The sequence below is a fragment of the Nonomuraea sp. N2-4H genome (assembly GCF_045291505.1).
GTDB lineage: Bacteria > Actinomycetota > Actinomycetes > Streptosporangiales > Streptosporangiaceae > Nonomuraea > Nonomuraea fastidiosa.
In genome coordinates this window covers 8674476-8698402 of the sequence record NZ_CP147987.1, presented here as the reverse complement: position 1 = coordinate 8698402, position 23927 = coordinate 8674476, and the positions used below count along the sequence as shown (strand labels likewise).

General features: G+C 70.6%; 23 protein-coding genes and 1 pseudogene. 14 read left to right on the top strand and 10 right to left on the bottom strand.

What is annotated here, in order from left to right; translation table 11 throughout:
* The first annotated feature begins 281 nt into the window (after positions 1-281).
* Complete coding sequence (locus tag WBK31_RS40275) at positions 282-2243, top strand: thioredoxin domain-containing protein (RefSeq protein WP_364069124.1); 1962 nt, start codon at positions 282-284, stop codon at positions 2241-2243.
* A gap of 100 nt (positions 2244-2343) precedes the next feature.
* Here WBK31_RS40275 and WBK31_RS40270 read toward each other — a convergent pair whose 3' ends face one another.
* Together WBK31_RS40270 and WBK31_RS40265 are read right to left on the bottom strand one after the other, a co-directional pair.
* Positions 2344-4491 carry a transglycosylase domain-containing protein gene (locus WBK31_RS40270; protein WP_406674102.1) on the bottom strand — a complete coding sequence of 716 codons (2148 nt, stop codon included), beginning with the start codon at positions 4489-4491 and terminating at the stop codon, positions 2344-2346.
* 115 nt (positions 4492-4606) lie between these two features.
* Entirely contained in the window at positions 4607-5092 is a 486-nt protein-coding gene (locus WBK31_RS40265; protein ID WP_364068779.1) for an Lrp/AsnC family transcriptional regulator, read from the bottom strand.
* A gap of 103 nt (positions 5093-5195) precedes the next feature.
* Here WBK31_RS40265 and hppD point away from each other — a divergent pair, with 103 nt between their 5' ends.
* The 5 genes from hppD (at position 5196) to WBK31_RS40240 (ending at position 9504) form a co-directional block, all read left to right on the top strand.
* The gene (gene hppD / locus WBK31_RS40260) at positions 5196-6305 is read left to right on the top strand and encodes a 4-hydroxyphenylpyruvate dioxygenase (RefSeq protein WP_364068777.1); all 1110 of its coding nucleotides are present in this window, start codon (positions 5196-5198) and stop codon (positions 6303-6305) included.
* A 177-nt stretch (positions 6306-6482) separates the two neighbouring features.
* Positions 6483-6656 (top strand): RDD family protein, encoded by a 174-nt coding sequence (locus tag WBK31_RS40255; protein ID WP_406674101.1) that lies wholly within the window; start codon positions 6483-6485, stop codon positions 6654-6656.
* A 71-nt stretch (positions 6657-6727) separates the two neighbouring features.
* A complete protein-coding gene (locus WBK31_RS40250) occupies positions 6728-8137 on the top strand; it encodes a M1 family metallopeptidase (RefSeq protein ID WP_378785248.1) in 1410 nt (469 codons plus the stop codon).
* 84 nt (positions 8138-8221) lie between these two features.
* Positions 8222-8767 carry an RNA polymerase sigma factor gene (locus WBK31_RS40245; RefSeq protein WP_364069710.1) on the top strand — a complete coding sequence of 182 codons (546 nt, stop codon included), beginning with the start codon at positions 8222-8224 and terminating at the stop codon, positions 8765-8767.
* Positions 8768-8820: 53 nt separating this feature from the next.
* Positions 8821-9504: a hypothetical protein gene (locus WBK31_RS40240; protein ID WP_364069708.1), complete on the top strand. Its 684-nt coding sequence runs from the start codon at positions 8821-8823 to the stop codon at positions 9502-9504.
* Positions 9505-9635: 131 nt separating this feature from the next.
* On the opposite strand, the gene WBK31_RS40235 is transcribed toward WBK31_RS40240, so the two are convergent.
* Complete coding sequence (locus WBK31_RS40235; RefSeq protein WP_364069706.1) at positions 9636-10811, bottom strand: FIST N-terminal domain-containing protein; 1176 nt, start codon at positions 10809-10811, stop codon at positions 9636-9638.
* A gap of 171 nt (positions 10812-10982) precedes the next feature.
* Here WBK31_RS40235 and WBK31_RS40230 point away from each other — a divergent pair, with 171 nt between their 5' ends.
* The 3 genes from WBK31_RS40230 (at position 10983) to WBK31_RS40220 (ending at position 15286) form a co-directional block, all read left to right on the top strand.
* Positions 10983-12374, top strand: coding sequence for a sigma 54-interacting transcriptional regulator (locus WBK31_RS40230; protein WP_364069704.1), 1392 nt, complete (start codon positions 10983-10985; stop codon positions 12372-12374).
* Positions 12375-12437: 63 nt separating this feature from the next.
* On the top strand, positions 12438-13172 hold the full coding sequence (locus tag WBK31_RS40225; protein WP_406674100.1) for a hypothetical protein: 735 nt from the start codon (positions 12438-12440) through the stop codon (positions 13170-13172).
* A 152-nt stretch (positions 13173-13324) separates the two neighbouring features.
* Positions 13325-15286, top strand: a complete 1962-nt coding sequence (locus WBK31_RS40220) for a hypothetical protein (RefSeq protein WP_364069700.1) — start codon at positions 13325-13327, stop codon at positions 15284-15286.
* An 81-nt stretch (positions 15287-15367) separates the two neighbouring features.
* Here the strand turns inward: WBK31_RS40220 and WBK31_RS40215 are convergent.
* From WBK31_RS40215 to WBK31_RS40205, 3 genes and pseudogenes are all read right to left on the bottom strand, one after another.
* Positions 15368-15901, bottom strand: a pseudogene (locus WBK31_RS40215) (hypothetical protein); the annotation flags it as partial.
* A gap of 54 nt (positions 15902-15955) precedes the next feature.
* Complete coding sequence (locus WBK31_RS40210) at positions 15956-16240, bottom strand: helix-turn-helix domain-containing protein (RefSeq protein WP_378785252.1); 285 nt, start codon at positions 16238-16240, stop codon at positions 15956-15958.
* A gap of 9 nt (positions 16241-16249) precedes the next feature.
* Entirely contained in the window at positions 16250-17227 is a 978-nt protein-coding gene (locus WBK31_RS40205) for a YafY family protein (protein ID WP_364069696.1), read from the bottom strand.
* A 61-nt stretch (positions 17228-17288) separates the two neighbouring features.
* On the opposite strand from WBK31_RS40205, the gene WBK31_RS40200 reads away from it, so the two are divergent.
* On the top strand, positions 17289-17876 hold the full coding sequence (locus WBK31_RS40200) for a DinB family protein (protein WP_364069695.1): 588 nt from the start codon (positions 17289-17291) through the stop codon (positions 17874-17876).
* The gene (locus WBK31_RS40195) at positions 17873-18334 is read left to right on the top strand and encodes a VOC family protein (RefSeq protein WP_364069693.1); all 462 of its coding nucleotides are present in this window, start codon (positions 17873-17875) and stop codon (positions 18332-18334) included. The genes WBK31_RS40200 and WBK31_RS40195 overlap by 4 nt, the downstream gene beginning before the upstream one ends.
* Before the next feature lie 115 nt (positions 18335-18449).
* Here the strand turns inward: WBK31_RS40195 and WBK31_RS40190 are convergent, their stop codons facing one another.
* Entirely contained in the window at positions 18450-18872 is a 423-nt protein-coding gene (locus WBK31_RS40190) for a DUF6292 family protein (protein ID WP_364069691.1), read from the bottom strand.
* A 141-nt stretch (positions 18873-19013) separates the two neighbouring features.
* Between WBK31_RS40190 and WBK31_RS40185 the strand changes: the two genes are divergently transcribed.
* Positions 19014-19136, top strand: coding sequence for a hypothetical protein (locus WBK31_RS40185; protein ID WP_364069689.1), 123 nt, complete (start codon positions 19014-19016; stop codon positions 19134-19136).
* Between the two features lie 10 nt (positions 19137-19146).
* The gene (locus tag WBK31_RS40180; protein ID WP_364069687.1) at positions 19147-19575 is read left to right on the top strand and encodes a hypothetical protein; all 429 of its coding nucleotides are present in this window, start codon (positions 19147-19149) and stop codon (positions 19573-19575) included.
* A gap of 45 nt (positions 19576-19620) precedes the next feature.
* Here WBK31_RS40180 and WBK31_RS40175 read toward each other — a convergent pair whose 3' ends face one another.
* Together WBK31_RS40175 and WBK31_RS40170 are read right to left on the bottom strand one after the other, a co-directional pair.
* On the bottom strand, positions 19621-20760 hold the full coding sequence (locus WBK31_RS40175) for a cystathionine gamma-synthase (protein WP_364069685.1): 1140 nt from the start codon (positions 20758-20760) through the stop codon (positions 19621-19623).
* A 75-nt stretch (positions 20761-20835) separates the two neighbouring features.
* Positions 20836-21048 (bottom strand): hypothetical protein, encoded by a 213-nt coding sequence (locus WBK31_RS40170; protein WP_378785256.1) that lies wholly within the window; start codon positions 21046-21048, stop codon positions 20836-20838.
* A 138-nt stretch (positions 21049-21186) separates the two neighbouring features.
* Here WBK31_RS40170 and WBK31_RS40165 point away from each other — a divergent pair, with 138 nt between their 5' ends.
* The gene (locus WBK31_RS40165) at positions 21187-22323 is read left to right on the top strand and encodes a sensor histidine kinase (RefSeq protein WP_406674099.1); all 1137 of its coding nucleotides are present in this window, start codon (positions 21187-21189) and stop codon (positions 22321-22323) included.
* 68 nt (positions 22324-22391) lie between these two features.
* Here WBK31_RS40165 and WBK31_RS40160 read toward each other — a convergent pair whose 3' ends face one another.
* Positions 22392-23762, bottom strand: coding sequence for a cystathionine beta-synthase (locus tag WBK31_RS40160; protein ID WP_364069679.1), 1371 nt, complete (start codon positions 23760-23762; stop codon positions 22392-22394).
* Between the last annotated feature and the right edge of the window lie 165 nt (positions 23763-23927).

Here is a 23927-nt window from a genome sequence, read left to right as displayed (position 1 = left end):
CCACCGCACCACCGACCGCTGAACCCGCGAGCACACCCACACACCACCAGACCGACAAGGGTGGTCGGCTGGAAGCGCCGACGGCGGAGGCCCCGCCAGGAGGCGGGGCGGAGGTCGCCACGAGGGAGGGTGGTCGGCGTCAGGCGGCGGAGACGGCCGACGGCCCGAGACTGCGGCAGGGCGGCGGAAGGGACCGGCGACCTGAAGCGGGGGCAGGGAGGAGGGGTTGCGGGGAAGGGGGAGGGTGATCGGGCCGTCTAGTGTGGGCCGTGGAGGTCATGATGAACCGCTTGAAGGACGCGACGAGCCCCTACCTGCTGCAGCACGCGGGCAACCCTGTCGACTGGTTCCCGTGGGGCGAGGAGGCGTTCGCGGAGGCCCGCCGCCGCGACGTCCCGCTGCTGATCAGCGTCGGATATTCGGCGTGTCACTGGTGTCACGTCATGGCCCACGAGAGCTTCGAGGACCAAGAGACGGCCGAGTTGATGAACGCGCACTTCGTCAACGTCAAGGTCGACCGCGAGGAGCGTCCCGACGTGGACGCCGTCTACATGAACGCCACCCAGGCCATGACCCAGCAGGGCGGCTGGCCGATGACGGTGTTCGCGACGCCCGACGGCCACCCGTTCTACTGCGGCACCTACTTCCCGCGCCCGCAGTTCCGCCGCCTGCTGCAGGAGGTGCACCGGGTCTGGACGGGCGACCGCGAGACCGTGCTCGCCCAGGGCGCCAAGGTCGTCGAGGCGCTGAACGCGCAGGCCTCGCTGCCCAGCGGGCCGCTGCCGTCGGAGGAGACGCTGCGGCAGGCCGTGGCCAACCTGCGGGAGTCGTTCGATGCGGCCCACGGCGGGTTCGGCGCGGCGCCCAAGTTCCCGCCGTCGATGGTGCTGGAGTTCCTGCTGCGCTCGGGCGAGCGCGAGATGAGCGGCAAGACGCTGGAGGCGATGGCCCGCGGCGGCATGTACGACCAGCTCGGCGGCGGCTTCGCCCGCTACAGCGTGGACAACATGTGGGTGGTGCCGCACTTCGAGAAGATGCTCTACGACAACGCCCTGCTGCTGCGCGTCTACACGCACTGGTGGCGCGAGGGCGGCGGCGAGCTCGCCAGGCGGGTGGCGCTGGAGACCGCCGGCTGGATGCTGCGCGAGCTGCGCACTCCCGAGGGCGGCTTCGCCTCCGCGCTCGACGCCGACAGCGAGGGCGAGGAGGGCAAGTTCTACGTCTGGACACCGGACGAGCTGCGCGAGGTGCTCGGCGACGACGACGGCCGGTGGGCGGCCGGGCTGTTCGAGGTGACGCCGCAGGGCACGTTCGAGCACGGGAGGTCGGTGCTGCAGCTCCTGCGCGACCCCGAGGACCCGGAACGCTACGCCGGCGTCCGGGCGAGGCTGCTGGCCGCCCGCGAGCGGCGGGTGCGGCCGGGCCGTGACGACAAGGTGGTGGCCGCGTGGAACGGCCTGGCCATTGCGGCTCTGGCCGAGACCGGCGTCGCCTTCGACCGGCCCGACCTGGTGGAGGCGGCCACGGCGGCGGCCGAGCTGCTTGAACGCGTCCACATCGACGGCGGGCGGCTGCTGCGCACGTCCAAGGGCGGCCGGCCCGGCGGCAACGCGGGCGTGCTCGAGGACTACGGCGACGTCGCCGAGGGCCTGATCACCCTCTACGGCGTCACCGGCGAGACCAAGTGGCTGCGGCTGGCGGGCTCGCTGCTGGACACCGTGCTCGACAAGTTCGCCGACGGCACCGGCGGCTTCTACGACACCGCCGACGACGCCGAGCGGCTCTTCCAGCGGCCGCAGGACCCGACCGACAACGCCACCCCCTCAGGCCAGTACGCGGCCGCGGGGGCGCTGCTGTCGTACGCCGCGCTGACCGGCTCGGCCCGGCACCGCGTGGCCGCGCAGGCGGCTCTGGGCACGGTGTCGGTGCTGGCCCCCGGGCACGCCAGGTTCGCCGGGTGGGGGCTGGCCGTGGCGCGTGCGGCGCTGTCGGGGCCGGTGGAGGTCGCGGTGGTGGGGCCCGATGACGATCCGCGCACGCGCGAGCTGCACCGCGCGGCGTTGCTGTCCGGCGCGCCCGGCCTGGTGGTGGCGCTCGGCCGGCCGGGCGGCGACGGCTACCCCGCCCTGCTGGAGGGCCGCGACTTGGTCGGCGGCGCGCCCGCGGCGTACGTGTGCAGGGACTTCACGTGCCGGATGCCGGTGACGACCGTCGAAGAGCTCGAGGCGCAACTGACGGGTTGACCGGGCTGCCCCCATCTGCCGCCGCAAGGACGCGGCTCAGCAAGCCGTCACAGCGGCTTCGCACCCAGCCGTCACGGCCGCCGCTGCGGGCCCGCCCGGGTCAGGCCGTGGGCTGGCGTTCGCGGCCGCGGCCGGTGTCCTGCGGGCGGCCCTCCTGGAGGCGCTCGTCCTCCTGGATGGACGGCTGGTCGGGCTCGTCGAGCTCCGGCGGCCCCGTCTCGACCGGCGGCTCGCCGGAGCGGCCGAGGTCGTCGGGCTGCTGCCGCTCGTCCTGCGTCGGGTCGTCGGGGAACGGCATCTCGGGGTCGGGCTCGGGCCGGTCCCAGTCGGGCTCGACCGGCGGCGTGTAGTCCTGCCTGGGCTCGTCACGGTCGTGGTCGGGCTCGGAGTAGCCGGACGACCAGCCGTAGTCGGACGGCTCGGGGAACTCCTCGACGGGCTTGCCCGCCATCGCCTCGGTCATGAACGCCCGCCAGATCTGCGCGGGGAGCTGGCCGCCGAACTGGGTGCCGTAGCCGGGGATGGTGACGGTGGCGTTGTCGTCGCGGAACATGTCGACCGCGACCGCGAGCTGCGGCGTGAAGCCGTTGAACCAGACGGACTTCGAGTCGTCGGTTGTGCCGGTCTTGCCGGCGACCGGGCGGTCGTAGAGGCGGGCCGCGGTGCCGGTGCCGTACTTGACGACCTGCTGCATCGCGTACGTGGTGTCGGCGGCGGCCTGCTCGCTGACCACCCGCGTGGCGACCGGCTCGACGACCTGCTCGCGGCCTTCGGCGTCGGTCACCGACTTCACCACGTGAGCCTCCATGTGCACGCCCTTGTTGGCGAACGTGGAGAAGCCCGAGGCGTTCTGGACGGCGCTGACGGAGGCCACGCCGAGCGGGAAGGCGGCGGCGTTCTTGTGCTGCTCGAGCTGCGATGCGGGGATGCCGGCGGCCTCGGCGACCTTGGCCACCTTGTCGAGCCCGACCTTCTGGCCGAGATCGACGAAGGCGGTGTTGACGGAGTTCTGGGTGGCGGCGACGAGGTCGATCTGCCCGTAGGAGCGTCCGCCGTCGTTGGGTATGGCCTGCGGGGCCGAGGCGACCCGCAGCGGCGAGTTGCCGTTGACCCTGGTGGACAGGTCGAAGCCGTTGTCGAGCGCGGCGGCCAGCGTGTACGGCTTGAACGTCGATCCGGCCATGACCTTGGCCGAGAACGCGCTGTCGTAGTACTTCGACTGCGACGGCTTGCCGCCGTAGAAGGCCACGACCTCGCCCGTGGCGGGATCGACGGCGGCGAGCCCGGTGCGCACCTTCTTCGGCGTGTTGTCGGGCAGCACCTCGTCGACCGCCCGCTTGGCGGCCTGCATGAGCTTCTTGTCGAAGGTCGTGACGATCTTGAGGCCGCCGCTGTTGATGTCCTCGTCGGTGTAGCCGCGCCGGTTGAGCTCGGCGGTGACCTGTTCGAGCATGTACTGGGCCTGGCCCTTGAGCTCGAACGGCTTCTTCGGCTCGGCCAGCTCGGGGAAGCGCTGTGCGGCCACCTGCTCCGGAGCCAGCGCGCCGGTCTGGCCCATCGCCTTGATCACCGACTGCCAGCGGGCCCTGGCCGCCGCGAGGTCGGAGCCCTTGGGGTCGGCGAAGCGGCTGGGCTGCTGGATCACCGCCGCCAGGTAGGCGCCCTCGGCGACGGTGAGCTTCTCGACGTCCTTGCCGAAGTAGGCGCGGGCGGCCGACTGGATGCCGTTGGCGCCCCGGCCGAAGTAGATCGTGTTGAGGTACTGCTCCAGCACCCAGTCCTTCGACTTGGACTGGTCGACCTTCATCGCGATGAGGATCTCTTTGAACTTGCGGGTGATGGAGCGCTCTTGGCTCAGGCCGCTGTAGTAGTTGCGGACGAGCTGCTGGGTGATGGTGGAGCCGCCCTGGAGCTGGCGGCCGGTGATGGTGGACCAGACGGCCCGCGCGGTGCCCTTGATCGACACGCCGGCGTCCTCGTAGAACGAGCGGTTCTCGGCGGCGATGACGGCCTCGCGCACGTGCTTGGGCACCTGGGACAGATCGACGCGGCGGCGATCGACGCCCTGCCGGGCGAGCACGGTCTTTCCGTCGCGGTAATAGATCACCGAACCCTGCGCGGTCGCCTGCTTCTGCGTCTCGTCGGGAATGGGGGTCAGCGCCCACGCGACGGCGAATAGCCCGGCGAGTACGAGGATTGCCGCGCCACCGGATATCAGGATTATTCGGAGAATCCGCCGCTTTCGCATTCCCTTGCCACTCCGCACCCCTCGGCCACCCCCTCGTCGAGCCTCGCCCAACCCCCGCAAGCTGGGCGAATGCCAAGGGTAAACGATCCTCAACGGTGCCTCATCCCTAGCGATACTACGACCGCCCGCCCTCGCGACGCGGAACATCGGCGACCAAAGGCAGCACTCGGTAGGGAACCGGCGTGTCAAGGGCGATGATCGAATTAGTCCGGAGTACGCCTCGTACATCGACGATCAAATCGATAACGCGCTGCAAATCGGCGTTCGTCCGCGCCACCACGCGACAGAGAAGATCACTGTCGCCGGTGATCGTGTGCACTTCCAGAACCTCAGGAATCGCCGCGAGCCGGTCGGCCACCGGGTCGTGCCCGGCCACCTGCCTGATCTCCAGCGTCACGAACGCGGTCACGCCGTAGCCCAGCGCGGCGGGCGACACGTCGGGGCCGAAACCGGTGATCACGCCCCGGTCCATGAGGCGGTCGAGCCTGGCCTGCACCGTGCCGCGCGCCACGCCCAGACGGCGCGAGCACTCCAGCACGCCGAGCCTGGGCTCGGCCGCGAGCAGGGCGATGAGGCGGGCGTCGAGTTCGTCGATCGTCATGCTGTACAGATTTACCGGTCGTTCCGGCTATCGACTAGGCAGATTGTGCACTCATTCAGGTAACTCTTGCGCAACTCGTCCAGGGAAATCGACAGTTGGGGGTATGAGCGATGTCTTTCCTGTCAATGGCATGGACGCCGTGGTGTTCGCCGTCGGCAACGCCCGGCAGGCGGCCCACTACTACTCGACCGCGTTCGGCATGCGGCTGGTGGCATACCGCGGCCCGGAGAACGGCGACAGGGACACGGCCGCGTACGTGCTGACCTCGGGCAGCGCCGTCTTCGAGTTCCGCGGCTCGCTGCGGCCGGGCACCGACCTGGCACGGCACGTGGCCGCGCACGGTGACGGCGTGATCGACCTGGCACTGCAGGTGCCCGACGTGGAGGCCGCCTACGCCCACGCCGTCGCGAACGGCGCGAAGGGGCTGGCGGAGCCGTACACGGTGGAGGACGAACACGGCAAGGTGATGATCGCGGCGATCGCCACGTACGGCGAGACCCGGCACACCCTGATCGACAGGTCCAACTACGGCGGGCCCTACCTGCCCGGCTACGTGGCAGCCGAGCCGCTGGTCGCACCGCCCGCCACGAAGAACGGCAGGCTCTTCCAGGCGATCGACCACTGCGTCGGCAACGTCGAGCTGGGCAAGATGGACGAGTGGGTGGAGTTCTACCGCAAGGTCATGGGCTTCACCAACATGGCGGAGTTCATCGGCGACGACATCGCCACCGAGTACTCCGCGCTGATGTCGAAGGTGGTCGCCGACGGCAGCCGCAAGGTGAAGTTCCCGCTCAACGAGCCGGCGGTCAGCCGCAGGAAGTCGCAGATCGACGAGTACCTGGAGTACTACGGCGGTCCCGGCGTGCAGCACATCGCGCTCGCCACCAACGACATCCTCACCACCGTCGACCACATGCGGGCGAACGGGGTGCGCTTCCTCGACACGCCCGACTCGTACTACGACGATCCCGAGCTGCGCGAGCGCATCGGGCAGGTACGGGTGCCGATCGAGGAGCTGAAGAAGCGCAGGATCCTCGTGGACCGCGACGAGGACGGCTACCTGCTGCAGATCTTCACCGAGCCGGTGCAGGACAGGCCCACGGTCTTCTTCGAGCTCATCGAGCGGCACGGCTCGCTCGGCTTCGGCAAGGGCAACTTCAAGGCGCTGTTCGAGGCCATCGAGCGGGAGCAGGAACGCAGGGGCAACCTCTAGTCCGCCCCCCGTTTCCGCTGAAAGGCGGCGGTCGTCCACCGAGCATGGGACCGCCGCCACCGGGCCGGCGGGGCGCCGGCGACGGCCGTCCGCCGGCGCACTCGACCGGCTCATCATCGACGTCGTCACCGCCCCCTTCGGCCACACCGGCCGGGACGGCGTCTGGAACGGCGGCGTATGGGCGCGTCATCCCGCGGGGCACACCTTCTTCGCCGGTCTGCGGCCTTTCTCTATTTCTGGCTCCTGTACGCGTTCTGGGACGGTCAGAGTCTGGGCAAGAAACTCTTCGGCATCCGTGTCGCGCAGAAGGGCGACGGCAGGATGGGTGTGGGGCAGGCGGCCGTCCGTTAGGCCGTCGAAAGCGCGCTCATCCAGCTCCTTACTCAGCGTAATATTATGGTCACGATGCGAAGGGGGCTCGTATGCGTTTCGCCAGGGGCGGGCTGGCCGTGGTCGCGGCGCTCACCACGCTGGTCGCCTGTTCACCCGGCGACGAGCCACCACCGGCCGGCAACTCCGTCATCGCGGAAGAGCGCGTGGGGGCCGCCGGCATCGGCGACCCCGACTTCCCGAACGACGGCAACGGCGGCTACGACGTCGCCCACTATGACCTCGCCGTCGACTACTCTCCCGCCGACAAGCGGCTCGACGGCGTCGCCACCATCCGCGCCGCGGCCACCCAAGACCTCATCCGCTTCAATCTCGACTTCACCGGCCTGCACGTGCGCGGCATCACCGTGGACGGCGCTCCCGCCACCTTCTCCCGGCAGGGCGACGAGCTGACGGTGCGCCCGGCGAAGATGATCACCGCGCGCTCCGATTTCACGGTCAAGGTCACCTACTCCGGCCGGCCGAGGCCCGCCAACGACAGCGCCAACCTCGGCACGTACGGCTTCATCCCCACCTCCGACGGCGCCTTCGTGGCCTCGGAGCCCAATGGCTCCAAGACCTGGTTTCCGGCCAACGACCATCCCGCCGACAAGGCCACGTTCGACTTCACCATCACCGTGCCCGCCGGGGTGACCGCGCTGGCCAACGGCGAGATGACCGCCGAGCCCACCACCAAGGGCGGCAAGACGACCTACCGGTGGAGCGAGCGCCACCCCATGGCCACCTACCTCGCCACGGCCACGCTCGGCAAGTTCGAGCTGCGCCAGGGCAAGACCGCCTCCGGCATCCCCGCGCTCGCCGCCACCGACCCCAGGTTCAAGCGCTCGCTCGACGCCCTCTACACCAGGTCCGCCGAGATCACCGACTACTGGGCGACGGTCTTCGGCCCCTACCCGTTCTCCTCCACCGGCGGCATCGTCGACGACTACTCCGCCGGCTACGCCCTGGAGAATCAGACCAAGCCCCTGTACGGCGGCTTCGCGCCCGACGAGGCGATCATCGCGCACGAGCTGGCGCACCAGTGGTTCGGCAACAGCCTGACCATCAAGCGATGGAAGGACCTCTGGCTCAACGAGGGCTTCGCCACCTACGCCGAGTGGCTGTGGTCGGAGCACAAGGGCAAGAAGACCGCCGAGGCCACGTTCAACGAGCTCCACGCGCGTCCCGCGTCCGACCCCATGTGGGCCTACCCGCCCGGCCGCGCCAAGCCTGACGATCTGTTCAACCAGTCCGTCTACACCCGCGGCGGCATGACGCTCCACGCGCTGCGCAAGGCCATCGGCGACGAGACGTTCTTTACGCTGCTCAGAGCCTGGACGTCCGAACATCGGTACGGCAACGTCACCACCGAGCAGTTCATCGACCTCGCCGAGCGGCTGTCGGGCAAAGACCTCGACCCGCTCTTCGACGCCTGGCTCTTCCGGCCCGAACGCCCCGCCTGACGGCCCGTTCCACGGCCCCGAAACGCTCTCCGTCGCTCGGTCCAAGAAGAGGTGTAAGGGCGAACGACGAAGGGAGCGAGGCCAGTGCGCCTCAACGAAGACCCTGGGGCCTTTGAAGGCTTCTATCGCCGCCACGTCGACGCCGTCCAGAGATTCGTGGTCCGCCGGGTCAGCGACCCCCACATGGCGGCGGACCTCACGGCGGATGTCTTCCTGGCGGTCCTCGACTCGGCGGACACCTACCGCCCCGGCCGGGGCAGCGAGGTCGCCTGGCTGTTCGGCATCGCGCGCAACGTCGTGTCGGCGCAGCACCGCAAGGCGGCCAGGGAGGCCAGGGCCACGGGGCGCATCGCCGGCCGCCGCCTGATGGACGACGACGACCTGGCCAGGATGGAGGAGCGCATCGACGCCGAACGGCAGATGCGCGCCGCCCTGGAGGCCATGGCGGACCTTCCCGAGGGCGAGCGGGCGGTGCTGGAGCTGGTCGCGATCGACCAGCTCACCGTCTCGGAGGCCGCGGCGGCACTGGGCATCAGGCAGGTGACCGCACGGGTCAGGCTCCACCGGGCCAGACGTGCCCTCTCGAACGTCGCCTCGCCATCGGCCGTGTACCTGGAAGGACAGACATGAGCAACTTCGAGGACCGCCTTCTCAGTGCACTCAAGGACGAAATGAGGACTCGGATGGCGAACGGGACGACGACCGTGGCACCCGCGCCCGCGCGGCGCTCGCGCCGGCTGGTGGGGCTCGCCGCCGCGGTGGCGGGGGTCGCGGCGGCCTCCACGGCGGTGGCGGTCGTGCTGGGCGGTGTCGGCGGTGAACCGGCGTACGCGGTGAGCACGTCCGCCGACGGCGGGGTCAGCGTGCGGATCCACTCCTTCACCGACCCCGAAGGGCTCGAACGCGAGCTGGCCGCGGCCGGCGTCACCGCGCGGGTCGACTACCTGCCCGAGGGGCAGACCTGCAAGGGGCCGCGCGGCGAGCACGGCGACCCCGGAAGCGGGTTCGCGACCGCCATCCGCAGGAACGGCGAAGGCATCGCCTTCGAGATCGAAAAGGGGCAGGTGCCCGAAGGGTTCACGCTGGTCCTGGCCGTCACCAAGAGCGCCGATGGCGACTCGGCGCCACCGTCGGCCACGGCCATGGAGATCGTCCAGGGGCCGGTGTCGGAGTGCGAGCCCACCTCCGCTCCGCAGGCGCCGCCCGCCGACGGCCACACCACGGAGAAGACGCAGGACGAGAAGGGCGAGCAGAAGCCGTCCGACGGCAGCACCGTCGAGCGGTTCAAGGGTCCTGAGGACGGCCCGCAGACCTCTCAGATCCAGCCGGGCGACGGCCCCACCATCACCGCCACCAAGAACCCCTGACCGGCTCTGTCACCCGGTGCCCCCCCTTTCCCGAGCAGCCAGGGGGCACCGAACCGCCGGCCCGCCGCACTCCTGGGCTCCCGATGCGGCAGGCCGGCGGTTCTCTGCCGCACCTGCGCGCGGGCGCGCCGTCACGGGCTGCTCGACGTGCTGGAGAAGACCAGGACGGAGGCCGTGAAGCCGTGGACGTGGTTGTGCCCCGCGACCGGGCCGACCTCGCCGGCGGCGAAGAAGCCGGCCACGCCGATCGGGCCCAGCGTGTCGCGCAGCGCCACGGCGTCGTGGTCGGAGGTGCCGAACATGGCCGAGCCGCGGCCGTTGCAGGAGAACAGCAGCGCCCCGTCCACCTTGCCGATCTCCTCGCGGTGGGCGTCGAGCAGGTCGTAGAGGTCCTCGTCGGCGGTGGCGGCGTCGCGGACCTGGAAGCGTACGGTCCTGCCGACCTCGGCGATGTCGCCGATGGCGACGGCCTCCCTGTCGGGGTCGATGCCGATGACGCCGCGGATGAGGAAGTCGCCGCGTTCGTGGCGCTCTGCGTACTCGTCCATGGCGAGGCCGATCTGCAGCCCGGAGGCGACCAGCTCGCGGTCGTCCTCGTCCAGGTCGCTGACGATGTCCTCAAGGCGGGCGAGCGCGGGCTGGCCGGCGAGTTCGAGCAGCAGGTTGTCCTCGGCCGCGGTGACGACCATGCTGGGGCCGATCGGGCGGCAGCCCTGGCTCACCACGGTGCTGATCTTGATGGGTCCGCTGAGGATCACGCCGATGGCGCCCTCGGTGTAGATCTCGCCGTCGGCGAAGAGGCGTACGGAGCCGCGTCCCTGCAGCCCGTTGGCCAGCCCGCCGATGAGCGGCAGCTCGCCGAGCACGTCGGCCGAGCGCTCCACGAAGGCGTCGGTCGGGAAGCTGTACGGGTCGGCGAGCAGGATCGCCACGTGGTCGTCCGGGCTCCGCTCGGGCAGCCCCACGACCACGAACCGGTCCTCGGCGGCCAGGGTCTCCAGCGCGAACGTGGTGAGCCGCGCGCCTTCCAAGGTCGCCGCCAGCGCGCTGACGGAGGGCGTGAGCTCCACCCCCTGGCCGTCACCGATCACTCCGGTGGCACTGCACCCGATGACGTGCGCCTCGGGCGCGAGTTTCATCGCGGCCTCGCCGGCCCTGGCGACGTCATCGGGGTCGTCGCCGCAAATGAAGAAGCAGACCAGATCTGCTTGGCCGCTGAGCCTCGACAGTGCCTGGCCGACGGCGTTCTCCGCGGCCTCCACCAGGTCGGAACCCACGGCGAGGCCGTCGGCGATGCGGCTTGTCATCAAGGCCACGGAACTCGCCTCCCTCGACATGTCCAAGTTCCCTAGGCCCGATTCTCCCCACTAAAGGGACAAGCACGCGCACGAACCGTCACCTAATAGTCAAGATCCGAAATCTCCGCCAGGTGCGAAAGTCTCTGCCACATTCCGCGCAGGGGACGTAGTCTCGATCCCGTGCAACAGCCACGAATTCTCCGCGAGTTGCGAGAGAGCGGCCACGTTCATCGCAGCGTCAAAGCCGAGATCCGGGAAAACCTGCTGGCCAAGCTGCGGGCGGGTGAGCCCCGTTTCCCCGGCATCGTGGGCTTCGACGACACCGTCCTGCCCCACCTCGAGCGGGCGCTGCTCGCCGGGCACGACCTGGTTCTGCTGGGCGAGCGCGGTCAGGGCAAGACCCGGCTCATCCGTACGATCGCGGGCCTGCTCGACGAGTGGACGCCGGTGATCGAGGGCTGCGAGATCAACGACCACCCGTACGCACCGGCCTGCACCCGCTGCAAGGCTCTGGCGCGCGAGCTGGGTGAGGAGTTGCCGGTGGCGTGGAAGCACCGCGACGACCGCTACGGTGAGAAGCTCGCCACTCCCGACACCTCCGTGGGCGACCTGATCGGTGACGTCGACCCCATCAAGATCGCTGAAGGGCGCCGGCTCGGCGACCCTGAAACGGTCCACTACGGCCTGGTGCCCCGCACCAACCGCGGCATCTTCTCCGTCAACGAGCTGCCCGACCTGGCAGAGCGCATCCAGGTGTCGCTGCTCAACGTGCTGGAGGAGCGCGACGTCCAGGTGCGCGGCTACAACCTGCGCCTGCCGCTCGACCTGCTGCTCATCGCCAGCGCCAACCCCGAGGACTACACCAACAGGGGCCGGATCATCACGCCGCTGAAGGACCGGTTCGGCGCCGAGATCCGCACCCACTACCCGCTGACGGTCGAGGACGAGCTGCGGCTGATCCGCCAGGAGTCCATGCCGGACATCGGAGCCGACGTCCCCGAGCACCTGATCGAGGTGATCGCCCGCTTCACCCGGCTCGTCCGCGAGTCGACGGCGGTGGACGCCAGGTCCGGCGTGTCGGCCCGCTTCTCGATCGCCGCCGCCGAGACCGCGGCCGCCTCGGCGGTGCGCCGCGCCGCCATCGCGGGCGAGGACCAGCCGGTCACCCGCGTGGTCGACCTCGGCTGCGTGGTCCACAGCCTGCGCGGCAAGGTGGAGTTCGAGGTCAGCGAGGAGGGCAGGGAGACCGAGATCCTGGCCCACCTGCTGCGCCGGGCGACGGCCGAGACGTTCAGGAGCCGGCTGGGCGGCATGGACCTGTCGGCGGTGACCGACAAGTTCGCCGAGGGCAACCAGGTGGAGTCGGGCGAGCTGGTGCCCGCCCGCGAGCTGCTGACCCGCATCGGTCCTGTGGCCGGGCTCGCCAAGATCATGTCGCGGCTCGGCATGGGCGAGGGCGAGGAGTCACCCGGGCACGCGGCGGCGGCTCTGGAGTTCGCGCTCGAAGGTCTTTACCTGATGCGGCGGCTGTCCAAGGAAGATCTTGACGGGATGACCGTTTACCGGACGTGAACAAGCGGGCGGTCTCCCGCGTCAAACGGGGTGAGTTCGTTCACTTCGCCGGGGGAGACCGTCATGCGCCTGCTTGCCTGTGCCACCGCCGCCGCTCTCGTCATGGGCGCCTTCGCCGTGCCCGCCGAGGCCGCCACGTCCGCGTACGGGTACGCCTGGGCCGACGGCGAAGGCCGCCTGCGGTTGGTCCCGCAGAAGGCGAGCCGGGTCAAGGGCACGAAGTTCCACCGGCTGGCGAGCACCGCCGGGGCCAAGGAGCTGCGGCTCGGCTACGCCAAGGCGGCCTACGGCCGGGTCACCACGGCCTGCGACCTGAAGGAGACCGAGGGCAGGGTCGCGCTCGACGGCAACGGCCTCGGCCGTACGCGCTGCACCCCCTCCGACCTGACCGCCACGCTCGCCCAGGGGCCGGTCCCCGTGCGCGTCGAATACCGGGGCGGCACGGCGACCCGGATCAACGAGATCCTGCTCGACGAGTGGCCGGAGCCGCGGACGGCCACCGGCACGATCAAGCGGGTCAACGACACGACCGTGCTGTTCGCGAGCGGCGGGAAGACGGTCAAGCTCGGCTACACGTACGCGACGTCGTTCCTGCGCACCACCGCCCGCTGCGGCGACGGCTGGCTCGCGGGCCGCCCGGTCAACGCCGGCAGGAACGGGCTGGGCAAGAAGCCGTGCGGGTGGACGGACCTGACGAAAGCCCTGAAGACCGTCAAGTACCCCGTCCTGGCGAAAATCGACTACACGCCCGGCGCCGGTGCGCTCAACCAGGTGTGGGAGGTCTTCGGCGACGCCTGACGGGGAGCCGGTCGCGGGTTCGGGGCCGGATCCAGGGTTCCCGAGCCGCGCGCGGCCGGTTCCAGAGATCTCCAGTGCTCGGGGCCGTTCGAGAGGTCCTCAGCCCTGGGCGTAAGCCATGGGAGGCTTTTCGGGGTTAGCGTGGGTTCGTGATGGCCTTCCGCTATGGCGAGTACCACGACGGCCCCGATCCTCTGGCGCCTCCCTACGACGTACGCGCCGCGCTCGACGAGATGGGCGATGCCATCCTGTCGGGCTCGACCCCGGTCCACGCCCTGCGCGACCTGCTCAAGCGCGGCCTGCCGGGCGCGCGGGAGCGACGCGGGCTCGACGACATGCTCAGGGAGGTCCGCAAGCGCCGCCGCGACCTGCGCGAGCGCGGCCGGCTCGACGGCACGCTGGAGCGGGCCAGGGCGCTGCTGGACAAGGCGATCGGCCAGGAGCGTGCCGAGCTGTTCCCCGACCCGTCCGACGAGGCCCGGCTGCGGGAGGCGGGCCTCGACGCGCTGCCGGAGGACACCGCGAGTGCGATCCAGGAGCTGAGCACGTACGACTGGCGCTCCCAGGCGGCCAGGCAGACCTTCGAGGAGCTGCGCGACCTGCTGCGCAGGGAGGTGCTCGACAGCCAGTTCAGGGGCCTGCGCGACGCGCTGGCCAACCCTGACCCGCAGGCGATGGAGCGTATCCGCCAGATGATGGCGGACCTCAACGAGATGCTCGACAAGGACGCCCGCGGCGAGCACACCCAGGCCGACTTCGAGCAGTTCATGGCGAAGTACGGCGACCTGTTCCCGGAAAAGCCCCGGAACCTGGACGAGCTGGTCGACATCCTCGCCCGCCGCGCCGCCGCCACCCAGCGCATGCTGGCGTCGATGACGCCGCGCCAGCGCGAAGAGCTGGCCAACCTGATGAACCAGACCCTTGAGCAGGCGGGCCTGGCCGACGAGATGCGCCGCCTCGGCGATGCCCTCTACGCCCGCCGTCCCGACCTGGCCTGGAACGCCCCGGAACGCCTTACCGGCGAAGAGCCGCTCGCCATGGGCGATGCCGTCACCGCCCTTGAGGAGCTGGCCGACCTCACCCAGCTCGAGACCGCCCTGCGCCAGGACTACCCGGGCGCGCGGCTCGACGACATCGACGAGGCCGCCGTACGCCGTGCGCTCGGCCGTTCCGCCGTGGACGACCTCGAAGCGCTCAAGCGCATCGAACGCGAGCTGGAGGAGCAGGGCTACCTGCTGCGCAAGCGCGGCAAGCTGGAGCTGACGCCCAAAGCGGTGCGCAGGCTCGGCGAGACGGCGCTGCGCCGGGTCTTCTCCTCGCTCGACGCGGGCCGCAGGGGCGACCACGACCAGCACGACGCGGGCGCGGCCGGGGAGCTGACCGGGTCGTCGCGGCCGTGGCGGTTCGGCGACGAGCAGCCCATCGACGTCGTGCGTACGCTGGTCAACGGCGTGCGCAGCGGCGGCGTCACACTCGGCGACCGGGTCGGTGTGCGGCTGTCGGTCGACGACTTCGAGGTGGCCGAGACCGAGCGGCGCAGCGCGGCGGCCGTCTGCCTGCTGGTGGACCTGTCGTACTCGATGGCGCTGCGCGGCACGTGGGCCGCCGCCAAGCAGACCGCGCTCGCCCTGCAGGCGCTGGTGGCCTCGAAGTTCCCGCAGGACGCCGTACAGATCATCGGCTTCTCCAACTACGCCAGGGTGCTGCAGCCCGACGAGCTGGCCGGCCTCGACTGGGACATGGTCCAGGGCACCAACCTGCACCACGCCCTGCTGATCGCCGGACGCCACCTCGACCGCCACCCCGACTTCGAGCCGGTGGTGCTGGTCGTCACCGACGGTGAGCCGACCGCACACCTCATGCGCAACGGCCGCTCGGCGTTCGAGTGGCCGCCCTCGCACGAGACGCTGGAGCTGACGCTGGCCGAGGTCGACAAGATGACCCGGAGGCGGGCCACGATCAACATCTTCATGCTGGCGGCCGACGACCGGCTGAAGGAGTTCGTGGACGAGGTGGCGCGGCGCAACGGCGGCCGGGTCTTCTCGCCCAGCGCCGACCGGCTCGGCGAGTACGTCGTGAGTGACTTCCTGCGGCTGCGCCGCACCCGCCGCTGACCGGCCCCGCGCCTTTACCGCACCCGCCGCTGCCCTCCCTGCTGCGGGGCCCAGCGCCCTGACGTGCCCGGACACCTCGATGCCCGGCACGAACGGCAGCGGCACGTCCACGAACCCCTGCCGGTAGAGGATCTCGGCGAAGTTGGCGCCCGCGTACGCCACGTCGATGGAGACCTGCCCAGGCCCGGGCTCGGGTGCCTTGACGTCGTCGAGCCGGAGCACTTCAGGACCGCCGAATGCGGGAATCGTGATCGCCTTCATGCCGTCCATCGTGCGGGGACGGCCCGGAAGGAGGCAGTGCCGGCTGCATCCTGGGTGTACGACCACCAGGCTCGCCAGCTTCCGCTCGGTGTCGGTCTCGGGGCCGGGCGTGTGCAGCACCACGTTCAGATCCGGCCGGTCCGGCAACCGGAACAGCGAGTACGCGAAGACCAGGTCGCCGGCCTCGGGATGCGTGATCGCCTTGACGCCCTGCGAACGGGAGCTCACGTCGCCGCGCGCCCACAGCTCGGCGAGCTCCGGGCTCGCCGCGCACAGCTCGTCGGCGATCCGATCGAAGACCGGGTCCTCCGGATAGCGCGCCGCCGAAGCGCGGAAGTCGGCCACCACGTCCGGCGCGAACTCGTGCGTTCACCGGCGCGCCCGGCCGTCCCGCGGGCTCCGGCGGGTTCAGCCCGGCGAGCACGTACAGGTGTGCGCGCTCGTCTCATCGAGCAGCAGCGCGCGGGCCACCGCGTCGAGCACGGCGTCGGACACCTTGATGTCGCGCCCCTGCTCCAGCCACGTGTACCAGGACACGCCGGCACCGGCGAGCACCGCCACCTCCTCCCGCCGCAGCCCGGGAGTGCGGCGGCGGCCGGCGTCGGGCAGCCCGACGCCGGCGGGCGTGAGCGCCCCGCGCTTGGCGCGCAGGAAGTCCTTGAGCTGCCGGCGGCGGCGTGAGCTGGCGGTCACGTCCCCACCCTAAGAGTCTCCCGGTACGGCTGCGAGAAGGCGGGCGGCCAGTTCCCGGCAGCGGGCGGCGAGCTCGGGCGGTTCGATCACCTTGAAGTCGTGCCCGAGCAGCACCATGTGCACGAGGATGTAGTCGAGGTTGTCCGCGCCGGTGATCACCTCGCAGCGCCCGCCGCCCCGATCGAGCACGACGCCCGCCGCCGACGGCACCTGCGCCCGCACCGTGTCGTACGGCGCGTGCACGAGGAAGCGCGCCTGGTACCGGTAGACCCGGCTGGCCACGCCCTCCTGCACGAACGCCGCCGCGTCGGGCGCCTCCCGGGCCCGGAACCGCCGCGTGCGGGCGGCCACCTCGCTCATCCGATCGACCCGGAAGGTGCGCCAGTCGTCGCGGTCGAGGTCGAAGGCGAGCAGGTACCAGCGCCGGTCGGAGGCGACCAGCCGGTACGGCTCGGCCGTCCGCGTCCGCCGCCCCTCCTTGGACGGGTAGGAGAAGGCGACCTCGACCTCGTCGCGGCACGCCCTGGCCAGGGTCATGAGCACCTTGGAGTCGATCGGCGGACGTCCACCCCCGGCGAAGGACTCCACGGAGTCGGCCAGCGCGCGCACCTCGTGCCGCAGCCGCGTGGGCAGCACCCGGTCGAGCTTGGTCAGCGCCCGCAGTGCCGCGTCGCCCGCGCTGGCCACCGCGCCGCCCGCGCCGACCAGCAGGGAGACGGCGGTGGCGATCGCCTCCTCGTCATCGAGCAGCAGCGGCGGCAGTGCCTGGCCGGGGCCGAGCTGGTAGCCGCCGCCGACGCCCTGGCTCGCGTGCACCGGATAGCCGAGCGTGCGCAGGCGTTCGACGTCGCGCCGTACGGTGCGGGGCGTCACGCCGAGCCGCTCGGCCAGCTCGGGCCCGGTCCAGACCCGGCGCTGCTGGAGCAGCCCGAGCAGCGTCAGCACCCGTTCGGTCGTGCCGCGCTCGTCCTCGCCCGCCAGAGTCATTTCTTCACCATGCCAGAGAATGCGGACCGATCCTGTCCGCTAGGGGTGTCAGCCTAGGCGCATGAGCAGGAAAGAGATCGACTGGAACCAGACGCTGCGCGAGCAGATCGCATGGCACTGGGCCAACCAGCTGCGTCCCCGCCTCGAGGGCCTGACCGACGACGAGTACTTCTGGTCGCCGGTGCCGAACCCGTGGAGCGTGTGGCCGCGCGGGAAGTCCACGGCGCCCATACAGGCCGGTGCCGGCGACTTCACCATCGACTTCGCCTTCCCCGAGCCGAAGCCCGCGCCGTTCACCACCATCGCCTGGCGGCTCGGCCACGTCATCGTCGGCGTGCTCGCCGTCCGCAGCGCGAACCACTTCGGCGGCCCGCCGGCGTCGTACGAGACCTGGACGTACGCGGGCACCGCGACCGAGGCGCTCGACCAGCTCGACACCGAGCTCGACCGCTGGCTGGCAGGGGTGCGCGGCCTGAGCGAGGAGGAGCTGCGCCGCCCGATCGGCGAGACGGAGGCCTTCCCCGAGGCGCCCATGGCCGCCCTCATCCAGCACATCCACCGCGAGCTGATCCACCACCTGGCGGAGGTCTGCCTGCTGCGCGACCTCTACCTGCACACCCACGCCACCACGGAAGGCGCCCAGCGATGAGCCGTCAGGTCCAGATCACCTTCGACGCCCACGACCCTAAGGCGCTGTCCACCTTCTGGCGGGACGTGCTGGGCTACGTCCACCCGGCGCCGCCCGGCGTGAAGGTGCCCGACGGCGCCGACCCGCTGGCGGCGTGGGACGAGTTCCTGGAGCGCTCCGGAGTGCCCGAGGAGCAGCGCAATATGGCCTCGGCCATCGAGGACCCGGACGGCGTCGGGCCCCGGGTGTTCTTCCAGCGGGTGCCCGAGGGCAAGGCCGCGAAGAACCGCGTGCATCTCGACGTACGTGCGGCGCCCGGCCTTGAGGGTGACGAGCGGATGGCTGCGCTGGAGGCGGAGTGCGAGCGGTTGCTCAAGCTGGGCGCCACCCGGGTGCGCAGGCACGAGCCCGACGATCTGATGAGCGGCGGCTTCATCGTGATGCTCGACCCCGAGGGCAACGAGTTCTGCCTGGACTGAGCGGCGCGACCGCCGCGAGCACGCGGCTCGCAAGCCCGCGAGGCGCGGGGCCCTCAGCGGGCGCTCACCCCAAGACTGGGGACAGCTCGACAGGGACAGCTCAACAGGGGCGGGGTCAGGCGTCGACGAGGCGGGAGTAGAAGTCGAGTGCGACGTCGAACCCGTCGCGGCAGTTGCGGTGGGAGCGGTAGCAGGGCCGCCAGGCCGAGCTGGCTCCCACCCCGGCCCGCGCGTCGCGCAGCGCCTCGGGCACCCGCTCGGGCCTCGGCAGCAGGCCGTGGCCGAGGTAGCGGACGCCGGAAAGCTCGGTCTGCAGGCCGCGCCCGCCGGAGACGAACCGGCCGAACCGCCACCCGCTCTCTTCGTCCCACACCAGCGCGGTGCCATCGCTCAGCCGCACCGTGGCGCAGCGCGGATCACAGGGGCCTTCCCACCAATCCGTGACCTCTGACCCGAGCACCTCGACGACGCGCTGCACGTAGCTGATCGGCTGGTGCAGCCACTCCTCGGTGTACGGCTCGACATGCCTGATGGCCACAGACGGCACCCCCTTGTGCCCAAACGGTAAGGAAAAAGCGGCGTTGAACAACCATACCGGCGCCGAACTTATTCCGATGCACAGCCGTCTAGTCATTACGGACGGTATTTACGTCCCTGACGGGGAAGGAGGGGGACCCATATGCTCGCGGTGCTCCTCGTCGTGCTGATGGTCGTCACGGTGGCGGCCATGGAGCTGTGCTTGCACTGTTCGGCAAAGAGCAAAGAGAGTGTCGAGTCCCGCAGCGAGATCACCGGGGACTAGTCTCTCCGGCATGTCCCTGCTTCTCTGGCTGCACATCGGATTCGCGATCTTCACGCTCGGCCCGATCGTCGCCGCGACGATGTCCGCGCCCCGGGTGATCCGGCAGAAGAACGTGCAAGCGCTGAGCTTCATCCAGCGCACGACCAGGATCTACGCCATCGGCAGCCTCGGCGTGTTCGTCTTCGGCCTGGTGCTCGGCATCGTGATGGGCAACGGGGTGCTCGGCCGGTGGTACATGAGCGCGTCGATGACGCTGTTCATCGTGGGCGTCGTGCTGCTCTTCATCATCGACCGCGACCTGCGCGCCGCCGTACAGGCACTCTCCAGCGAGAGCACCGAGGACGACGCGAAGGTGGAGAAGGGGCGGATCGCCGCGATCAGCAGCCTGCTGTCGGTGATCTGGCTGGTGATCCTCTTCCTGATGGTGGTGCCCGAGTAGCGCCCCTGCGGGTGGGCCCGCCCCGGGCCCACCGTCGGAGGCGGCTCAGGCCAGCGCCTGGGTGAGGTCGGCGAGCAGGTCGTCGATGGTCTCGATGCCGACCGACAGCCGCACCAGGTCGGAGGGCACCTCAAGCGGCGACCCCGCCGCCGAGGCGTGGGTCATGCGGCCGGGGTGCTCGATGAGCGACTCCACTCCCCCGAGCGACTCCCCCAGCGTGAAGAGCTCGGCGCGGTTGCACACCTCCACGGCCTCCGCCTCGCCTCCGGCGACGCGGAACGACACCATGCCGCCGTACCGGCGCATCTGCTTGGACGCCACCACGTGGCCGGGGTGGTCGGGCAGCCCCGGGTAGAACACCTCGGTCACCTTCGGGTGGGAGAGCAGCAGGTCGACGACGCGCTCGGCGTTGTCGCAGTGGCGGTCCATGCGGACGCCGAGCGTCTTGAGCCCGCGCAGCGTCAGCCAGGCGTCGAACGGCCCGGCCACCGCGCCCATCGAGTTCTGGTGGAAGGCCAGTTCCTCGCCGAGCCCGGCGTCGGCGGCCACCAGCGCGCCGCCCACCACGTCGGAGTGCCCGCCGACGTACTTGGTGGTGGAGTGGACGACCACGTCGGCCCCCAGCGTGATGGGCTGCTGGAGGTACGGCGATGCGAAGGTGTTGTCGACGACCAGCAGCGCGCCGTTGTCATGGGCGAGCTGCGCGAGGCCGGCGATGTCGGCGATGCCGAGCAGCGGGTTGGTGGGCGTCTCGACCCAGACGACCCTGGTCTTCTGCGTCATGGCGGACGCCACGGCGTCTAGGTCGTGCAGCGGCACGGGGTCGTAGTGGAGGTCCCAGCGCCTGAGGACCTTGTCGAAGAGCCGATAGGTGCCGCCGTAGGCGTCGCCGGGGATGATGACGTGGTCCTGCGGCTTGCACACCGTACGCAGGAGGGTGTCCTCGGCGGCCAGGCCCGAGGCGAACGCGAGCCCGCGTGCCCCGCCCTCCACGGCGGCCAGCGCGGTTTCGAGCGCGGTCCTGGTCGGGTTGGCCGAGCGGCTGTATTCATATCCGGACCGCAGGCCGCCCACGCCGTCCTGCTTGTAGGTCGACGTGGCGTAGATCGGCGGCACGACCGCGCCGGTCAGCGGGTCGGGCTCCTGACCTGCGTGAATGGCCAGGGTCTCAAAACCGTTGCTCATACCAGCCACGTTAGTGGACGCCGGCACCGCTCAAGACGACCCACGCCCCCGCCCGGACCGTGGCCGGATCGGCGGTCAGGCCGCGCGGGTCGCGTGCCGGTCCCCGCCGGACCGCGCGCGCAGCGGCACGACCTCCGCCTCGCGTACGGGGTCCGCCTTGATGAAGCGTCCCTTGGCGCCCTCGGCGGGCTCGCCGTTGATGCGGGAGAGCAGGATCGGATCGGCCAGCGCGAGCAATACCGCGACGACCAGCCCGGCCCCTAGAAGGGTGAATCCGATGACCATCATGTCTGTCCCCTTTCCGACACGATTCAGCATCGTCCAGGGCCCGCCTGTTCCACCTCGGCTCTAAGGCTGGTCTCCGGGAAGCCCACTCGGCCGAACGGTTGATACGAGATGTCCGACTTGCGGCTTAGGCTCAAGGCCGTGGTGAGCTCCAAACGCGTCGTGTACTGGATCCGCCGGCTCAGTGAGCTGGCCATGTACGGCTGGCTCGGCCTGCTCCTGCTGCTCGACGTCGCGGCCGCCTGGCAGCTCGGGGGCGCGCAATGGCTGGTGCCGGTCTGCGGGGCGGCCGGCTGCGCGGCTCTCATGCTGCGGCAGAAGTACCGGACGCAGGGGTTCCTCGCCGTGCTCGGCCTGTCGTTCGTGGCGACGACGGCGATCGCCGCCACGAGCAAGCATGGCCTGCCGGGCATGACGGAGACGGGCGCGCTGCTCATCCTCATGCTCGGCGTGCTGCGCCACGTCGAGCCCGTGCGGAATGCCGCCCTGCTGGCCTGTCTCAACCTGTTCGTCCTGATGACGGAGGCCAACGGACGTGTCGAAGTGGGGCTGCCGGCCTCGTTCCTGCTGTTTGCGAGCTGGTCGCTGACCGCGGGCGTCGGCGGCTACCTGCGCTTCCAGCAGGAACGGCGCAACGAGGCGGTCCACTCCGTACGCCGGGCCGAGCGCCTTGAGCTGGCCAGGGAGCTGCACGACCTGGTCGCACACCACATCACCGGCATCGTCGTGCAGGCCCAGGCGGCGCGTACGGTCGCCGAGACCAACCCGCAGGCCGTGCTGCCCGCACTGGACGCGATCGCGACGGCCGGGACTGACGCGCTGACCTCGATGCGCCGCATGGTCACCGTGTTACGAGCCGAGGACGGCGCCGACAGGACGCCCGGCGTCACGCTGGCCGACCTGCGCATGATGACCGACCGGTTCTCGGCAGAAGGGCCGAAGGTGGCCTTCGAGATCGGCCAGGGCCTGGACGACCGTACGCTGCCGCCCGAGGTCATGACCACCCTGCACCGGGTGCTTCAAGAGGCGCTGACGAACGTGCGCAAGCACGCCTCCCGCACCGCCTGGGTGGAGGCGAGCCTGCGCCGCGTGGACCAGGTGGTGGTGCTGCGGGTGCGGAACTTCGGCTCGGACGCCGACCCGCGCGTCTCCCGGCTCGGCGGCGGGTTCGGGCTGGTGGGCATGGCCGAACGCGTCAAGGCGCTGGGCGGCAGGCTTTACGCGGGCCCGACCCCCGAGGGCGCGTGGGAGGTCGTCGCAGAGTTCCCGCTCCCCTGACCCGGCCGCCAGGCCCCCGGTGGCGCCGCACGCGCGTTGAGCACGACGCCACCGGAGCGCCGGGAGCGTCAGTGGTTGGCGAGGAAGGCCAGCAGGTCCTGGCGGGTGATCAGCCCGGTCGGCTTGCCGTCTTCCAGCACAACGGCCGCATCGGCCTTTTCCAGCGCTTCCACCGCGATGGCCACAGGTTCACCACTGCCGATCGTGGGTAGCGGCGCCGACATGTGATCGGAGATCGGGTCGTCGGAGGAGAGCCTGCCATGGTAGAGGGCTTCGAGGAGATCGCGCTCGACGATGGAGCCGACCACCTCGGCCGCCATGACCGGCGGCTCCTCCTTCATGACCGGCAGCTGCGACACGGAGTACTCGCGCATGATCGAGATGGCCGTGCCGACCGTCTCGTGCGGGTGCACGTGGACGAACTCCGGCAGCCCGCCTCCCTTGCGCGCCAGCACGTCGCCGACCAGCCCCTCGTCGGAGGTGGTGGTCAGGAAGCCGTAGTCGGCCATCCAGTCGTCGTTGAAGATCTTCGACAGGTAGCCGCGGCCGCCGTCCGGCAGCAGCACGACCACCACGTCGTCGGGCGACGCCTTGGCCGCCACCCGCAGCGCCGCGACCACGGCCATGCCGCAGGACCCGCCGACCAGCAGCCCCTCCTCGCGGGCGAGCCTGCGGGTCATGGTGAAGGAGTCCTTGTCGGACACGGCGATGATCTCGTCGCAGATGTTCCTGTCGTACGTGGCCGGCCAGATGTCCTCGCCGACGCCCTCCACGAGATACGGGCGCCCGGTGCCGCCGGAGTAGACCGAGCCCTCCGGGTCGGCGCCGATGATCTTCACCCGGCCGTCGGAGACCTCCTTGAGGTAGCGGCCGGTGCCGCTGATCGTGCCGCCGGTGCCGATGCCGGCCACGAAGTGCGTGACCCGGCCCTCGGTCTGCTCCCAGATCTCGGGACCCGTCGAGTGGTAGTGGGAGTCCGGGTTGTTCGGGTTGGAGTACTGGTCGGGCTTCCAGGCGTTGGGAATCTCCCGCGCCAGCCGGTCGGAGACCGAGTAATAGGACTCGGGGTGGTCGGGCGCGACCGCGGTCGGGCAGACCACCACCTCCGCGCCGTACGCGCGCAGCACCGCGATCTTGTCCTGGGCCACCTTGTCGGGCACCACGAACAGGCACTTGTAGCCCTTCTGCTGGGCCACGATGGCGAGGCCGACGCCGGTGTTGCCCGAGGTCGGCTCGACGATCACGCCGCCGGGGCGCAGCTCGCCGGATTTCTCAGCGGCCTCGATCATGCGTACCGCGATGCGGTCCTTGACCGAACCCCCAGGGTTGAAGTACTCGACCTTGGCGAGCACCTGTGCGGGCACGCCCGCGTTGACTTTGTGCAGCCTGACGAGTGGCGTGTTGCCCATCAGGTCGACAAGGGAATCGTAAACGCGCACCGGGGTGTTCACCTTCTTTGCCGAAGCTTGGTCAGCTTGCCGATGGCCGAGGTCCAGTGGGGGTGGCCGGCCCTCGGTTAGTTTCAAGCAAACGCTACCGCCGAGTTCGACTGAGGAGGGCACGTACGTGGTGTGGCCGGCAGGCATGGCACGCGCGGCGAAGAA

Excerpts from the sequence above, each read along its gene's own strand:
- WBK31_RS40255 (WP_406674101.1), top strand. The coding sequence starts at position 6,483 with ATGGGCGCGTCATCCCGCGGGGCACACCTTCTTCGCCGGTCTGCGGCC.
- hppD (WP_364068777.1), top strand. The coding sequence starts at position 5,196 with ATGAGCGATGTCTTTCCTGTCAATGGCATGGACGCCGTGGTGTTCGCC.
- WBK31_RS40175 (WP_364069685.1), bottom strand. The coding sequence starts at position 20,760 with ATGAGCAACGGTTTTGAGACCCTGGCCATTCACGCAGGTCAGGAGCCC.
- WBK31_RS40205 (WP_364069696.1), bottom strand. The coding sequence starts at position 17,227 with ATGACTCTGGCGGGCGAGGACGAGCGCGGCACGACCGAACGGGTGCTG.
- WBK31_RS40275 (WP_364069124.1), top strand. The coding sequence starts at position 282 with ATGAACCGCTTGAAGGACGCGACGAGCCCCTACCTGCTGCAGCACGCG.
- WBK31_RS40170 (WP_378785256.1), bottom strand. The coding sequence starts at position 21,048 with ATGATGGTCATCGGATTCACCCTTCTAGGGGCCGGGCTGGTCGTCGCG.
- WBK31_RS40240 (WP_364069708.1), top strand. The coding sequence starts at position 8,821 with ATGGCGAACGGGACGACGACCGTGGCACCCGCGCCCGCGCGGCGCTCG.
- WBK31_RS40200 (WP_364069695.1), top strand. The coding sequence starts at position 17,289 with ATGAGCAGGAAAGAGATCGACTGGAACCAGACGCTGCGCGAGCAGATC.
- WBK31_RS40270 (WP_406674102.1), bottom strand. The coding sequence starts at position 4,491 with ATGCGAAAGCGGCGGATTCTCCGAATAATCCTGATATCCGGTGGCGCG.
- WBK31_RS40180 (WP_364069687.1), top strand. The coding sequence starts at position 19,147 with ATGTCCCTGCTTCTCTGGCTGCACATCGGATTCGCGATCTTCACGCTC.
- WBK31_RS40250 (WP_378785248.1), top strand. The coding sequence starts at position 6,728 with ATGCGTTTCGCCAGGGGCGGGCTGGCCGTGGTCGCGGCGCTCACCACG.
- WBK31_RS40235 (WP_364069706.1), bottom strand. The coding sequence starts at position 10,811 with ATGACAAGCCGCATCGCCGACGGCCTCGCCGTGGGTTCCGACCTGGTG.
- WBK31_RS40265 (WP_364068779.1), bottom strand. The coding sequence starts at position 5,092 with ATGACGATCGACGAACTCGACGCCCGCCTCATCGCCCTGCTCGCGGCC.
- WBK31_RS40195 (WP_364069693.1), top strand. The coding sequence starts at position 17,873 with ATGAGCCGTCAGGTCCAGATCACCTTCGACGCCCACGACCCTAAGGCG.
- WBK31_RS40185 (WP_364069689.1), top strand. The coding sequence starts at position 19,014 with ATGCTCGCGGTGCTCCTCGTCGTGCTGATGGTCGTCACGGTGGCGGCC.
- WBK31_RS40225 (WP_406674100.1), top strand. The coding sequence starts at position 12,438 with ATGCGCCTGCTTGCCTGTGCCACCGCCGCCGCTCTCGTCATGGGCGCC.
- WBK31_RS40220 (WP_364069700.1), top strand. The coding sequence starts at position 13,325 with ATGGCCTTCCGCTATGGCGAGTACCACGACGGCCCCGATCCTCTGGCG.